The following is a 14,986-nucleotide window of genomic DNA, read 5'->3' as shown; positions in this document are numbered from 1 at the left end:
CGTTTGCTTTTATAAATTAAAAGTTTAGGTTTTCCTTAAAAAAAGCAAACCTAAACTTTAAAATGACTAAAGCAAAAATTTAACTTTCTTGCTTAAAAAGACCAGATGAACCTTCAGAGTAATCTTTCGGTTGTTGCTTGATATTGAGCGTTTTTGCTGAAGAATCGTCTTCAATCGCTGTAAATACTGCCTTATCTAAATTTGGCAATAAAGTGGTAGAAGTCGAAGCAAAATGTTGATACAACTTGTGGTAGTCTTGAGCTAAAGTTTTCATTAAATCAGATGCTTCAGTGAAATGCTGCTCAAGTTGCTGTTTTTGTTCAGAAATTGTTTCTTTAGCTTGTTGCAGCTGTTGCTCAACTTGTTTTTGTTTTCGTACACTACCGTTAGTAAAACGAGCCACTAAATAGCCAATAAAAAAGCCGGCAATCAAACCAATCAACAAAATATGCCACATTTCTTCACTCCAATTTTGCATACAAACTCCTTAATAGCAGCAATGATTAACAATTCCCTAATCATAATGTCTTCGACATAATTTGTCTTGTAGCAATCTTCAATTATTTGTTGTAGTTCACAAAATTTTGTTAAAAAAGAAGAATTGCTTAATTTTTAATCCCTCCTCGCTTAGGATAAACATACTCTGAACGACCATCCGCATTAATATTTAAATACCCCACATCCCCAGTGATAAAGTTTCCGGTCACTGTGCCATAAGAACAACCGGCTATCGGCATATCATATCCCATCAAATCTATCAATAAGGTAGCTAACTGTTGATGGAAAGCAATTTCACATTTTTGGAAAACTGTTTTTACCTTTTGTTGTATCTCTCTATTTGGAGAATAAATCACCAATGGAACAACATAATTATCTGTCGCTTGTGTTCCTTGATTTTGTATTTTTGATGTAACATTTTGTCCATGATCGGAAGTATAAATTAATATCCAATCATCTTTTTCACGTTGACTTAAATAATGATATGTTTGTTGAATAATTTTATCAGTATTAAAAATTGTATTATCATACTCATCTAACTGAGTTTTTCCCTTAAATATTTTTTCATCTTCTGTTAATGCTTCACCGTATACACTGTGAGAACCTCGCTGGTGTAATACTACAAAATTATTACCTTTATCTAAATTTAAGGAAAATAAATGAGGTAATAAATTTTTATCAGGCATTAATTCAGAGATTTTATAACCTTCATCTGTAGGGAAACGTAATATATCAATCCATTTTCTGCCAATTAAATTCATAATCATCATCTGATTCTCAGGCTGACTAGAATAAAAATAAGTTTGATAATTTTGTTGTTTGGCTAAATTAAATAAATTGGTATCTCCTCTCATAATTTGATTCATTCCGTTTGGATGAGGAATTGCATTAAATAATATTGGCAATGAAACTGCTGTCATAAATGCAGCTGAATAAGTTTTCATAATAACCGCATCTGGATGTTGTTTTGACAACTCTTTCAAAAATGGCGTGGTATCCCTATCATAACCAAAATAAGAGAGGTGAGAAGCGGCTTCACTTTCTCCCATAATAAAAACAATATTTTTAATTTTAGGTTCTGTGCTAATAGGTGGTTGTGGGTAAATATATTCCGGAATATCTGATAATTTAAGAACATTATACGGTAATACCCTACCTATAAAATAGCCAAATGAAAAGTAATTTGCTTTAATCCTTGAATAATTAGAGCTTGGAGAAATCCCCAGTTCCTGACTAGTATAGAAAGAACGAATAAAAATATAAATCATCGATAACAAAAATAAAATATCGGTAATTGCATATTTACTCTTATTCTTTCTAAAATAGGAAATTGAGATAAATATAGAAACATCAACCACTCCCCAGATCATACTTCCAAACCATTTCTCATACATCCCCATACCTGCATGAGTGACTTCAGAAAGTTCTTTTAGCATTAAAAAATAATTAGTTCCATTGATCCAACTTTGATATATTTGAAAATGGACATTATTAACAACAACACATAAAAAATAGAAAAAAGCGATTAAGAACTTTGTTATTCTATATTTAGAAAAGAAAAATAGAGATACTAAAATAAATATAATAATATAACTTTCAAAATAGCGTGTTAATGAGGGAATAGAAAATATCTTTCTATATAAAATTTCGCTAAAAAGTAAAATAACACTATATATTCCAATTAATAAAAAATTTTTTAAATTGTTCTTAACAGATAAGTTCATATTAGCCCGGCTCATTCTAAGCTTTATTATAAATTGCCGAAGTGTATCAGAAACGACTGTTAATAGAAACAAAAAAAGCTTCGCCAAATTGACGAAGCCTGTTCCGAATCTTCAATCTATCTCACTACATTAACGCCACGCTTTGTATTGATTAATTAAGCCGTTGGTTGAACTGTCGTGAGAAGTAACTTTTTCATCTCCCACCAATTCCGGAAGAATACGGTTTGCCAACTGTTTACCTAATTCCACACCCCATTGGTCAAAAGTGAAGATATTGAAGATAACACCTTGCACAAAGATTTTATGTTCATACATCGCAATCAATGCACCTAATGTAAATGGTGTAATTTCACTCACCAAAATAGAGTTTGTCGGTTTGTTGCCGGTAAAGACTTTAAACGGCACAATGTGCTGCACATCAGCAAGGTTTTTACCAGCTTTAACAAATTCCGCTTCCACTTCTTCTTTTGTTTTACCAAAAGCCAATGCTTCGGTTTGTGCAAAGAAGTTAGAAAGCAGTTTAAGGTGATGATCGCCTAACGGATTATGTGTTTTTGCCGGTGCAATAAAATCACAAGGAATCAAGGTTGTTCCTTGATGAATTAATTGATAAAACGCGTGTTGTCCGTTGGTACCCGGTTCACCCCAAATAATTGGACCGGTTTGATAATCAACCGGATTTCCGTTGCGATCGACATATTTACCGTTGGATTCCATATTACCTTGTTGGAAATAAGCAGCAAAACGGTGCATATATTGATCATATGGCAAAATTGCCTCTGTCTGCGCCCCTAAGAAATTAGTATTCCATAAACCGATTAATGCCAATGTCATCGGGATATTTTTTTCTACTGCTGTATTTCTGAAATGTTTATCCATTTCGTGTGCGCCACTTAATAATGCTTCAAAATTATCAAAGCCAATAGAAAGTGCGATGGATAAACCAATTGCAGACCAAAGAGAATAACGTCCGCCGACCCAGTCCCAAAACTCAAACATATTTTCAATATCAATACCAAATTCCGCTACCGCTTTTGCATTGGTCGATAATGCTGCGAAATGTTTTGCGATATGCGCTTCATCTTTCGCTTTTGCCAAAAACCATTCACGCGCCGAATGTGCGTTGGTCATTGTTTCCTGTGTGGTAAAGGTTTTTGATGCCACCAACACTAGCGTGGTTTCCGGATCAACTTTCTTCAATGTTTCAGCAATATGAGTGCCGTCAACATTGGAAACAAAGTGCATTGTAAGGTGATTTTTATATGGTCTTAACGCTTCAGTAACCATATAAGGCCCTAAATCTGAGCCGCCGATCCCGATATTAATCACATCAGTGATCGCTTTACCGCTATAACCTCTCCATTCTCCGGAAATAACACGTTCACAGAAAGATTTCATTTTTGCCAATACCGCATTCACCTCCGGCATCACATCTTTGCCATCCACGTAAACCGGGGTATTGCTACGGTTACGCAATGCAGTATGCAACACCGCACGATTTTCAGTACGGTTGATCTTTTCACCGCTGAACATACTTTCAATCGCCTCTTTAACAGCAGTTTCATCAATAAGTTGGCGCAATAAAGTTAAAGTTTCATCAGTGAAACGGTTCTTAGAAAAATCGACTAAAATATCATCATTGAATTTTAATGAATAACGATCAAAACGATCCGGTTGCTGTGCAAACAATTGTTGAATAGTGACATCTTTTTGTGCTTTTTGATGTTGCAACAATGCTTGCCACGCTTTTGTTGAAGTTGGATTAATATTTTTCATACATAATTTCCCTTAATTAAAAATTAATCAATATATTCTACTAATACTCGCGGAGTAAGTTTCGTTACTAATTCATAACTGATTACGCCAATAATTTCAGCTATTTCTTCTATCGGCAATTCTTTACCCCATAAAATCACTTCATCTCCGACCTTGTCCTGTGCGTCCGCACCGAGATCAACCGTTAACATATCCATTGAAACTTTGCCAACGATAGGCACGCGTCTGCCGTTAATATAAACAGGTGTTCCTGTTGGCACATCACGTGGGTAACCGTCACCATAACCGATTGCCACCACGCCGATTTTAGTATCTTTTTCGCTTACCCAACGACCGCCATAGCCGACCGGCTCGCCTTTTTTATGATTACGCACTGCAATCAATGATGAGGTTAACGTCATCACCGGAATTAAATCATAAGCACTGCTCGGTGTGTTATTGGCGGAAATGCCGTACATAATAATGCCCGGACGAATCCAATCCAGATGGGAATCTTTCCAGAACAAGATACCACCTGACGCGGCAATACTTTTTTCTCCCACTTTACCGGCGCAAGCGGTTAGGAAACGATCCAGCTGTTTTAAGGTGTAATCGCTGTCCAACTCATCGGCACGACTGAAATGGCTGATAAAGCGGATTTGATTAACATTTTGCGAAGCGGATAACGCTTGATAATAACGATCGACTTCATCCAACTGCACCCCTAAACGATGCATTCCGGTATCAATTTTAATCCAAACATTGATCGGATTCGGTAATTTAGCCGCTAATAATGCTTCCAACTGCTCATCACAATGTACCACTGTTTCCAAATTATTAACCGACAAAATCGGCAAATCGGAGGCGGAAAAAAAGCCTTCTAATAACAAGATAGGCTTGGTAATTCCATTGGAGCGCAAACGCAACGCTTCACCTAAGCGAGCGACACCGAAACAATCTACATTGTCTTGTACAGTCTGAGAAACAAACTCAACACCGTGTCCGTAAGCATTCGCTTTCACCACCGCAATAATTTTACTGTTCGGCGCAAGCGAATGAATTTTTTCTATATTATGTTTAAGGGCAAGAGAGCTAATCTTTGCCGTTGCTGCTTTCATATAACTGCCTTATTAATAATGATCTTCATATCCTGAATCATATTGAAGATTGGTAAATTTAGAGAAATTACCTTGGAAAGCCAAACGAACACTACCAATCGGCCCATTACGCTGTTTACCGATAATAATCTCTGCCGTACCTTTAAATTCAGAATTAGGATTATAAACCTCATCTCGATAAATAAACATAATCAAGTCCGCATCCTGCTCAATCGCACCTGATTCACGCAAATCCGAATTGACCGGACGTTTATCGGCACGTTGTTCCAAACTTCGGTTTAGCTGTGACAGTGCGATCACTGGCACTTTCAACTCTTTAGCCAATGCCTTTAATGAACGTGAAATTTCTGCAATTTCTAATGTTCTGTTTTCAGCATAACCTGGCACTCGCATTAACTGCAAATAATCGACCATAATTAATGCCAAACCGTTCGGACTTTCTCGATGAATACGTCTGGCACGCGAACGTAATTCTGTCGGGGTCAAACCGGAAGTATCATCAATATAAATATTCTGTTTTTGTTTAAGCATCCCGATACAGCTTGCCAACGCATCACCTTCCGCACCATCAAATTCGATCTGACCAGTACGCAATTTGGTTTGATCCACTCTTGCCAATGAAGCCAACATCCTCATCATTAATTGTTCCGCCGGCATTTCTAAGCTAAAAATCAACACCGCTTTATCCTGATCTGCTGGTAATGCTGCATTTTCACACAAATTCATTGCAAAGGTAGTTTTCCCCATTGAAGGTCGTGCAGCCACAATAATCAAATCACCTGGTTGCAAACCTGCCGTTTTTTTATCCAAATCGGTAAAGCCAGTGGAAATTCCGGTCACACCGCCATTCGGATTTTGTGCCAACAGCTCAATTTTATTGACCGTATCTTTAAGAATTTTATTCACATTTTGCGGTCCACTTTCTGTGCCTACCATTCGTTGTTCAGAAATCTGCAAAATTTTACTTTCAGCAGTGTCTAAAATATCTTTCACAGCCTGCCCATTAGTGGAATAACAGTTTTCAGATATGGTATTGCTAGCAGCAATTAACTCACGCAAAATCGCTTTTTCTCGAATAATATTGGCATATGCTAAGGCATTAGCGCTATTCGGAGTCTTCTGCGATAACTCAACCAAATAGGAAAAACCACCGACTGAATCACTTAAATCTTTACTATTTAATGACTGCTCTAAAGTAATTAAATCTGCTGGTTTGCCGTAACTTAATAAGGCTTCAATCTCTTGGAAAATAATACGATGAGCATAAGTGTAAAAATCTTGTGCTATCACGGCTTCAGCAACACTGTCCCATAAAGAGTTATCCAACAATAGTGCTCCTAACACTGACTGTTCCGCTTCCAATGAGTGTGGTGGCGTAAATTGTTCTAAATCTTTGTTATTTTTTGCCAATGTTGTCGTTGAGTTTTTAAGCTGAGATGTTCGAGTCGGAGTCCACGCCATACTATTCACCATTTAACTGTACTAAGCGCAGAAGTATAGCAAAAATAACGATAAAACGTGGATCAAAAATAGCGCAAAAGCGTGATTAAAGAAATAAATCGCTAAAAACCTTAACGATTTTTAGCGATTGGTAGGGATTAAAAAATTACTCTTTTTTACCTAATTGAGGAAATGCAGAATTGTTCAATAACAAACCTGTTTCGGTGTAAATGCCTAGCTTGTCACGAGTATCGGTAATATCCAAATTACGCATTGTTAATTGCCCAATACGGTCTTTCGGATCAAACGGTGCATTTTCAATTTTTTCCATACTTAAGCGTTCCGGCTGATAAGTTAAATTTGGTGATTCAGTGTTAAGGATTGAATAATCATTACCGCGACGTAATTCAAGTGTTACCTCACCGGTAATAGCACGGGCCACCCAACGCTGTGCAGTTTCTCGCAACATTAATGCTTGCGGATCGAACCAACGACCTTGATAAAGCAAGCGACCTAAACGTAAACCATTGATACGATATTGTTCAATAGTATCTTCATTATGGATTCCTGTGACCAAACGTTCATAAGCGATATGCAACAATGCCATTCCCGGTGCTTCATAAATACCGCGACTTTTCGCTTCGATAATACGGTTTTCAATTTGATCCGACATTCCTAAGCCGTGGCGTCCACCGATACGATTCGCTTCTAAGAAAAGATCAACTGCATTAGCAAAAGTTTTGCCGTTTAACGCTACCGGAATCCCCTCTTCAAAACGAATAGTAACTTCTTCCGCTTTAATTGCCACGTCATCTTTCCAGAAAGCAACACCCATAATAGGATTTACGATACGAATTCCACTGTTTAAAAACTCCAGATCTTTTGCTTCGTGAGTTGCCCCAAGCATATTTGAATCAGTAGAGTAAGCTTTTTCTACCGACATTTTATAATTAAAGCCATTTGCAATTAAGAATTCGGACATCTCGTGACGACCGCCAAGTTCATTAATAAATTGTTGATCTAACCACGGTTTATAAATTTTCAATTTTGGATTAGTCAATAAACCATAACGGTAGAAACGTTCAATGTCATTGCCTTTAAAGGTACTGCCGTCACCCCAAATATTGACATCATCCTCTTTCATTGCAGTAACTAACATTGTACCTGTTACCGCACGTCCAAGCGGAGTAGTATTGAAATAGGTCACGCCACCGGTACTGATATGGAATGCGCCGCACTGAATTGCCGCAATACCTTCATTTGCCAATTGGCTACGACAGTCAATTAAACGGGCATTTTCTGCACCATATTCTTTCGCTTTACGCGGAATAGCATCGTAGTCATCTTCATCAGGTTGTCCTAAATTTGCGGTATAAGCATAAGGAACCGCACCTTTTTGACGCATCCAAAGCAATGCTGCGCTAGTATCTAATCCGCCAGAGAAAGCAATACCAACCTTTTGACCTACTGGAAGTGATTCGAGAATTGTTGTTGACATATTAATTCCTATTAATGAGATGTGTTTGATAGTGTGATAAAACGAACATTTACCGAGTCGGTATTATTCCCTAAAATCAGACAACTGTCTATAAAATTTAAAAATAAAAATGCAGTAAATATGCATAAAAATTCATTTATTTGCATAAAAATATCTTTTTAAACGAAAGCCGTGCGATTCAAGAAAAACATTATAGAGAAGATGATCCGGCTATGCTAAAATCCGAACGAAAAAAATGCCACTTAAAAGATTAAGTGGCATATAAACTAAATAGAGTTTATAAAAATATACAGGAAGTGAAATGAGTAACTTCTCAGTTACTCAGTCTAGAAAATCTAGACTAATATGCAAACACAACATCATACTTAAGAATCTGAAACTCATTAACTAGTAAGGAATGACCAATCATTAAGTATGACGCCATTCTAGGGGTCAACCTAACAATAGACAAACAATTTTTTTTTATCTTTAGCATAAAAAAAACTAATAACAAATAAAATAAATACTAACGAAAAATTTTTATAATGGATTGGAAATTATGGTTAAACGTTTGCCTCCCTTAAATGCCCTGAAAGCCTTTGATGCCGCTGCTAGACATTTAAGTTTCACCAAAGCTGCAGAAGAGCTATTTGTTACTCAAGCCGCCATTAGTCACCAAATAAAAATTTTAGAAGATTTTTTAGGTACTGCTCTTTTTTTGCGCAAAAATCGCACACTTGAACTTACAGAAGCAGGCAAAATTTATTTTTTTGATGTTGCTAATATATTAAAAAAATTAATGGATGCAACCGAACGCCTTACAAGAAATAAAGAGCAAAACGTGATTTCGATCAATATTCCTCAAACATTTGGTATGCAATGGTTGGTTCCTAGACTTAGCAAATTTAATCAACTTTATCCCGATATTGATGTACGCATTAATGGCGTTGATCAAGATGAGGGCTTATTGACTCAAGAAATTGATATTGCTGTTTATTATGGTAAAGGTGATTGGCACAGTTTAATCGTTAAACGATTGAAAGAGGCTAGATTACTGATTCTCGCCTCGCCAGATCTGCTCCATTCTCATCCGATTAATCAGGCTGAAGATCTGCGACAACACACTTTATTACACGTACATAACCGAGATAATTGGCAGATGGCATTGAAAACATTGAAATTAGAAAATATTGAATTGCAGCATAATCCGGTGTTCAGCCACACATTTATGGCGTTACAGGCCGCCATTCACGGACAGGGTATTGTTTTAGCTAATGAATTATTAGCAGAACAGGGAATTCAGCAGGGCAACCTGCATGAAGTATTGCAGCTACAACTCCAAGATCCGAAATCATTTTATGTTGTTTATCACCCGGATCGTGAAAATGATGATAAAGTAAAGGCATTCCGTGATTGGTTGATTTCAGTAATGGAGCAAGAAAAATAATGTTTAAACGTTTTTTAATCTTCACCGCACTAAATGGCTTTTTTTGTGTTGCCTTTGGTGCATTTTCGTCTCACATACTAAGTACACAACTCTCCGAACAAGCATTACTGTGGGTAGAAATAGGATGGGATTACCAAGTTTTTCATACACTCGCTTTATTCGGTGTTACCATATTCTCATTACTACCTCTTAATGATAAAAAATTAACCAAAAAAATTGCTTTTAGCGGTTATTGTTGGCTTTGTGGTATTGTATTATTCTGTTTTAGCTTATATTGTTTAGCTATTACTGGTAATAAAAGTTTAGCGCATCTTACGCCATTCGGCGGTCTCTGCTTTTTATTGGGATGGGGTAATTTAATCTATACTGGGATACGTTATCCTTTTAGTAAATAACATCGTTCTAACTTACAGGAAAGTGCTATGAATCAAATCATACTCTATTGTCGTGCCGGTTTTGAAAAAGAATTGGCTGCGGAAATCACTGATAAAGCGGCTAATTTGGGTATTTATGGATTTGCTAAAACAGAAGATAAAAGTGCCTTTGTTATCTTTGAGTGTAATAACAAAGAAGATGCACAAACATTAATAAGAGAAATTCCATTCCATTCTATGATTTTCTGTCGTCAATGGTTTGCTGCTATTCAAAAATTGAATTTCACAGAAAATTCAGATCGAATCACACCGATTATCAAAACATTGAAAGAATCTTCGTTGAAATTGGAACAATTTACTGATCTTTGGGTGGAAACAGCGGACACCAATAAAGCAAAAGAATTGCTCACATTCTGCCGCAAATTTACCGTACCGCTACGACAAAAAATGAAAACACTAGGCTATTTCAATATCGACACCACCAAACGTTGGGAAAATATTACGCTTCATCTCTTCTTTACGGATTCAGAAAATTGTTATCTCGGTTACTCTTATAACAACAACCACTCTCCTGATTTTATGGGTATTAAACGCTTACGCTTCCCACATTCTGCACCTAGTCGTTCTACCTTAAAATTGGAAGAAGCAATTAAGACATTCCTCTCTCCGAAGGAGCAATCGGAACGTCTAACAGATCATCACTATGCAGTCGATTTGGGTGCTTGTCCGGGTGGATGGACCTATCAGCTTGTGCGCCGTGGACTCTTTGTCTATGCAGTTGATCACGGTAAGATTGATGAACATTTAATGGAAAGTGGTCGTGTTGAGCATTGCTCAGAAGATGGATTCAAATTTGAACCTCCTGCTGATCATCATATTAATTGGTTAGTTTGCGATATGGTTGAACAACCGATTCGTATTGCGGATCTTATCGCTAAATGGTTAATTAAAGGCTGGTGCAGTGAAACCATTTTTAATCTCAAATTGCCGATGAAAAAACGCTATGAAGAGGTGCAGAAATGTATCTTCCTAATTGAACAAAAATTGCTAGATGAAGGACTGGATTACAAACTTCAAGCAAAACACCTATATCACGATCGTGAAGAGATCTCAGTACATATCTATTTAACAAATAATTAATTGAGGAATTTATGAATTTAAGAATTGCCGTTGTTGGCGCCGGCGGTCGAATGGGTCGCCAATTAATTCAAGCAATAGCCAAAGCAGATGGAGTGCAACTTACTGCTGCATTTGAAAGAAAAGATTCAAGCTTGGTTGGCAGTGATGCTGGAGAGCTTGCTGGCATTGGTCATAACGGTATTACCATTTCCGATAATTTGGCACAACAAGCAGATACTTTTGATCTTTTAATTGATTTTACTCGTCCGGAAGGAACATTGGCGCATTTAGAATTCTGTAGTGCCAATAATAAAAAAATGGTCATTGGTACTACTGGTTTTGATGAACAGGGAAAACAGGCAATTAAACACGCTGCCGAAAAAATCGGCATTGTCTTTGCTTCAAATTACAGTGTCGGCGTAAACCTTGTGTTCAAACTGTTGGAAAAAGCAGCTAAAGTGATGGGCGATTATTGTGATATTGAAATTATTGAAGCCCACCACCGCCATAAAGTGGATGCACCTTCCGGTACAGCGTTATCTATGGGTGAACACATTGCCAAAGCAATGGGAAAAAACTTAAAAGATCATGCTGTTTATGCTCGTGAAGGAATTACCGACGAACGTAAACAGGATCAAATCGGTTTTGCCACTATTCGTGCTGGCGATGTTGTGGGGGAACATACTGTTTGGTTTGCCGATGAAGGTGAACGTGTCGAAATTGCACATAAAGCTTCCAGTCGGATGACTTTTGCTAACGGTGCGGTACGTGCTGCAAAATGGTTGGCTAATCACGATAAAGGTCTATTCGATATGACCGATGTACTTGATTTGAATAACCTTTAATCTACGAAACCCAAATCTTGAAATAAAAAATGGTGAAAAGCAAACGCTATTCACCATTCTTATTTTGCTCCAATTTGCTTTTAACTTACTCAACCGTTACCGCTTTCGCTAAATTTCTAGGTTGGTCAACATCCGTACCTTTAATAATCGCCACATAATAGGAGAGCAACTGCATCGGCACGGTGTAATAAATCGGCGCGGTGATTTCATTCACTTTCGGCATTGTAATAATTTTCATATTATCGCTGTCTTGGAAACCGGCTTCCGCATCAGCAAACACATATAATTGACCGCCTCTGGCGCGCACTTCTTCGATATTGGATTTCACTTTTTCCAATAAATCGTTGTTCGGTGCAACCACAATCACCGGCATATCGGCATCAATCAATGCCAACGGGCCGTGTTTTAACTCCCCTGCAGCATAAGCTTCAGCGTGAATATAAGAAATTTCTTTTAATTTCAACGCTGCTTCCATTGCAATTGGATAAAATTCACCACGCCCTAAAAACAACGCATTATGTTTTTCAGCAAAATCCTCTGCCAATTTTTCAATCTGTTTATCAAATACTAACGCTTTTTCAATATCAGTAGGCACAGTATGCAAAGCTTGAACAATCTCTTTCTCTTTTTCAGGAGAAATACTGCCATTCAATTTACCGATAGCTACTACTAGCATCAACATTGATACCAATTGTGTAGTAAAAGCTTTGGTTGAAGCAACTCCAATTTCTACACCAGCACGCGTCATAAAGGCTAAATCTGATTCACGCACCAAAGAAGAGCCGGCAACATTACAAATGGTCATTGCTGCCATATAACCTTTTTCTTTCGCTAAACGTAATGCAGCCAAAGTATCAGCGGTTTCACCGGATTGAGAAAGCGTTAATAACAGGCTGTTCGGACGAGTAACAAATTTGCGATAACGAAATTCTGAAGCGATTTCTACATCACAACTTACGCCTGCTAATGCCTCAAACCAGTAACGCGCCACCATCCCTGAATTGTAAGAAGTTCCACACGCCACAATTTGAACGTGTTTTACATTTTCCAAAATAGATTTTGCTTTGTTACCGATACTTTCGATAATCACGCTGTCGTGCGCAATACGACCTTCCAACGTATTAATAATCGCGGTCGGTTGTTCAAAAATCTCTTTCTGCATAAAGTGGCGGAATTGCCCTTTATCAGCGGCATCCTGTTCTAAATTTGATTCTGAAATCGGACGCTCCACTTTTTCACCTAAACGATTATAAATGGTCACACTACGGCGCGTAATTTCCGCCACATCCCCCTCTTCCAAGAAACTGAAACGGCGAGTCACGTTCAATAACGCTAACTGGTCAGAAGCGAGAAAGTTTTCTCCAACACCATAACCGATAACCAATGGGCTGCCAGAACGCGCTGCAATTAAATGTTCCGGTTGTTGACGATGCATCACAACCATCCCATAAGCTCCTGTTAATTGTGTCACCGCTTGTTGCACTGCCTTTAATAAGTCGTGACAATGTTCAAACTCCCAATGCACCAAATGAGAAATCACTTCAGTATCAGTTTGAGAAACAAATTGATAACCGCGTTGTTGTAACTCTGCTTTAAGCTCCTGATAATTTTCAATAATGCCGTTATGAACTACCGCAATATCACCCGACATATGCGGATGTGCATTGGTTTCTGACGGTTCACCGTGCGTTGCCCAACGTGTGTGTGCAATTCCTGTACCTCCGATTAACGGCTGTTTTTCTACCGCTTCATCTAATGCTTTCACTTTACCGACACGACGAACACGCTGTAAGTTATGATTACTGTCTACTACAGCAACACCTGCTGAGTCATAACCACGATATTCTAAACGATGTAAACCCTGAATTAATATTTCAGCAACATCACGTTGTGCTACAGCACCAACAATTCCACACATAATTTTTTCCTTTTTAAATCAATTAATTTGTAGAGGCAATAAGCACATCTACACCGATATTTTCAATCTGTTGTTTAACCGCCGGATCAATATGATCATCGGTGATTAAACAGTTAATCTGTTGCCAAGTCAGTTCAAGATTTGGCATTTTGCGTCCGATTTTTTGCGATTCCACCATCACAATCACTTCACGTGAAACCTCTGCCATTACACGGCTCAAACCGACCAATTCATTAAAGGTTGTCGTACCACGCTGCAAATCAATGCCATCTGCCCCGATAAATAATTGGTCGAAATCATAGGAACGAAGCACCTGCTCCGCCACTTTGCCTTGAAACGAATCAGAAGATGCATCCCAAGTACCACCGGTCATTAATAAAGTGGGTTCATTTTCCAACTGCCTCAATTCAGCGGCTACACTTAACGAATTGGTCATCACCACCAATCCCTGTTTTTTATTAAGCTGGCTGATTAATGCGGAAGTAGTACTACCCGTATCAATAATAATACGATTATGATCACGAATTTGTGCAGCAGCAATTTTAGCAATAGCGACTTTCTGTGGAGAAAGCGCTTCAATTTCCTCTTCTGCCAACACTTCGGCAGGCATTAATACTGCACCGCCGTAACGACGCAGTAATAACCCGTTTTGTTCCAATGCAGATAAATCCTTACGAATCGTAACTTCTGATGTTTCAAATTGATTAACAAGCTGTTCAACCGTTACTTCACCTTGTTCTTCTAGACGTTTTAGAATAGCGTGACGACGTTGTTTAGTATTTCTTTTAGCCATTATATTTTGAACTGCTCCCTATAAATTTCGAAGCGAAATATAGCAAAATAAAAAAATGATGACAAATGCTATTTCTTTTTAGCAAAAAATTTCCTTCACTTTTTGCAATAAGCCAAATGTAAATTTAAGGAAAATTTGTGATTTGGTTAACAGATCTTTAATTAAAAATTTAACAAGAAAGCGGTGTAGTTTTATGATGTCAAATGAAGTGTCTATTTATTAAATTCATTGGAAATAAGGAGTTCAAAATGAAATTAAATCAAGTTGCCGCTTATTATCGTAAACGTTCGCAATTTATTGCTTTAACTGGAATTCTCTTGGGGGGGGGGGTATTAGTCTTTTACCGTTAACAGCAAATGCGGCTGTAGATCAGGCAGCGGTCATAAAAAAAATAGCTGCCGGAGAGGCTCTGACAGATGAAGAACAAACGTGGTTCATTGATACATTCAGCAAATTCAGGTATGACAGTAATGTAAAC

12 protein-coding genes are annotated in these 14,986 nt (G+C 37.7%); 4 read left to right on the top strand and 8 right to left on the bottom strand.

Annotation, left to right across the window (positions count from 1 at the left end; all coding sequences use genetic code 11):
* Positions 1–79: 79 nt before the first annotated feature.
* The 6 genes from JP36_RS03015 to argG all read right to left on the bottom strand — a co-directional run bounded on the left by JP36_RS03015 (position 80) and on the right by argG (position 8,033).
* Positions 80–478, bottom strand: a complete 399-nt coding sequence (locus tag JP36_RS03015) for a YhcB family protein (protein ID WP_039171809.1) — start codon at positions 476–478, stop codon at positions 80–82.
* A gap of 127 nt (positions 479–605) precedes the next feature.
* Complete coding sequence (locus JP36_RS03010; protein WP_039171806.1) at positions 606–2,222, bottom strand: phosphoethanolamine transferase; 1,617 nt, start codon at positions 2,220–2,222, stop codon at positions 606–608.
* Between the two features lie 129 nt (positions 2,223–2,351).
* Positions 2,352–3,998 carry a glucose-6-phosphate isomerase gene (pgi, locus tag JP36_RS03005; RefSeq protein ID WP_039171804.1) on the bottom strand — a complete coding sequence of 549 codons (1,647 nt, stop codon included), beginning with the start codon at positions 3,996–3,998 and terminating at the stop codon, positions 2,352–2,354.
* A gap of 23 nt (positions 3,999–4,021) precedes the next feature.
* Positions 4,022–5,095: an alanine racemase gene (gene alr / locus JP36_RS03000; protein WP_018346843.1), complete on the bottom strand. Its 1,074-nt coding sequence runs from the start codon at positions 5,093–5,095 to the stop codon at positions 4,022–4,024.
* Positions 5,096–5,107: 12 nt separating this feature from the next.
* Entirely contained in the window at positions 5,108–6,556 is a 1,449-nt protein-coding gene (dnaB, locus tag JP36_RS02995; protein ID WP_039134566.1) for a replicative DNA helicase, read from the bottom strand.
* 145 nt (positions 6,557–6,701) lie between these two features.
* Positions 6,702–8,033 carry an argininosuccinate synthase gene (gene argG / locus JP36_RS02990; protein WP_039134568.1) on the bottom strand — a complete coding sequence of 444 codons (1,332 nt, stop codon included), beginning with the start codon at positions 8,031–8,033 and terminating at the stop codon, positions 6,702–6,704.
* 538 nt (positions 8,034–8,571) lie between these two features.
* On the opposite strand from argG, the gene JP36_RS02985 reads away from it, so the two are divergent.
* Genes JP36_RS02985 through dapB form a run of 4 tightly spaced genes read left to right on the top strand, consistent with a single transcriptional unit; the run spans position 8,572 to position 11,797 of the window.
* Positions 8,572–9,459, top strand: coding sequence for a transcriptional regulator GcvA (locus JP36_RS02985; protein ID WP_039171802.1), 888 nt, complete (start codon positions 8,572–8,574; stop codon positions 9,457–9,459).
* Positions 9,459–9,854: a DUF423 domain-containing protein gene (locus JP36_RS02980; protein WP_039171799.1), complete on the top strand. Its 396-nt coding sequence runs from the start codon at positions 9,459–9,461 to the stop codon at positions 9,852–9,854. The genes JP36_RS02985 and JP36_RS02980 overlap by 1 nt, the downstream gene beginning before the upstream one ends.
* A gap of 27 nt (positions 9,855–9,881) precedes the next feature.
* Positions 9,882–10,973 carry a 23S rRNA (cytidine(2498)-2'-O)-methyltransferase RlmM gene (gene rlmM, locus JP36_RS02975; protein WP_039171798.1) on the top strand — a complete coding sequence of 364 codons (1,092 nt, stop codon included), beginning with the start codon at positions 9,882–9,884 and terminating at the stop codon, positions 10,971–10,973.
* A gap of 11 nt (positions 10,974–10,984) precedes the next feature.
* On the top strand, positions 10,985–11,797 hold the full coding sequence (gene dapB / locus JP36_RS02970; RefSeq protein ID WP_039171795.1) for a 4-hydroxy-tetrahydrodipicolinate reductase: 813 nt from the start codon (positions 10,985–10,987) through the stop codon (positions 11,795–11,797).
* Between the two features lie 85 nt (positions 11,798–11,882).
* Here the strand turns inward: dapB and glmS are convergent, their stop codons facing one another.
* Together glmS and JP36_RS02960 are read right to left on the bottom strand one after the other, a co-directional pair.
* Entirely contained in the window at positions 11,883–13,715 is a 1,833-nt protein-coding gene (gene glmS / locus JP36_RS02965; protein WP_039171792.1) for a glutamine--fructose-6-phosphate transaminase (isomerizing), read from the bottom strand.
* A 22-nt stretch (positions 13,716–13,737) separates the two neighbouring features.
* Entirely contained in the window at positions 13,738–14,508 is a 771-nt protein-coding gene (locus JP36_RS02960) for a DeoR/GlpR family DNA-binding transcription regulator (RefSeq protein WP_039171789.1), read from the bottom strand.
* Positions 14,509–14,986 lie beyond the last annotated feature (478 nt).

This window comes from Gallibacterium genomosp. 1 (assembly GCF_000771875.1).
Taxonomy (GTDB): Bacteria; Pseudomonadota; Gammaproteobacteria; order Enterobacterales; family Pasteurellaceae; genus Gallibacterium.
This window is presented reverse-complemented; position numbering and strand designations above follow the sequence as displayed.